Origin of the sequence: Isoptericola croceus (genome assembly GCF_029382255.1) — a bacterium.
Taxonomy (GTDB): Bacteria; Actinomycetota; Actinomycetes; order Actinomycetales; family Cellulomonadaceae; genus Isoptericola; species Isoptericola croceus.
Genome location: NZ_JARLLG010000486.1, coordinates 1 through 256 on the forward strand (window position 1 = coordinate 1; position 256 = coordinate 256).

The 256-nt window shown below is 48.4% G+C and carries 1 protein-coding gene; it reads right to left on the reverse strand.

Translation table 11 applies throughout. The annotated features are described in order from the left end of the window. Nucleotides 1-198, reverse strand: a 198-nt coding sequence (locus PZC42_RS24955) for a glutamine amidotransferase-related protein (RefSeq protein ID WP_498041212.1), incomplete at its 3' end; no start/stop codon positions are given. Nucleotides 199-256: the final 58 nt, after the last annotated feature.

Here is a 256-nt window from a genome sequence, read left to right on the forward strand (position 1 = left end):
TGTATCGATCGCCTTGCGAAGATGCTGGATGGTAGCGGTGCATTTCTCCGGACTTCCTGGCCCATTGGAAATGAACAAGCCGTCGTACTGTGCAGCTATCTGGTTAAAGTCATAATCATGCGGCAAAACGAGCACATCTGCCCCGCGGCTGACAAGGCATCGAATTATATTCTGCTTGACTCCACAGTCGACGAGCATGATCTTTGGATTATCACCATTGTGTTTCCTTGTGCCTCGGTAATAAATGGGTTCTTTG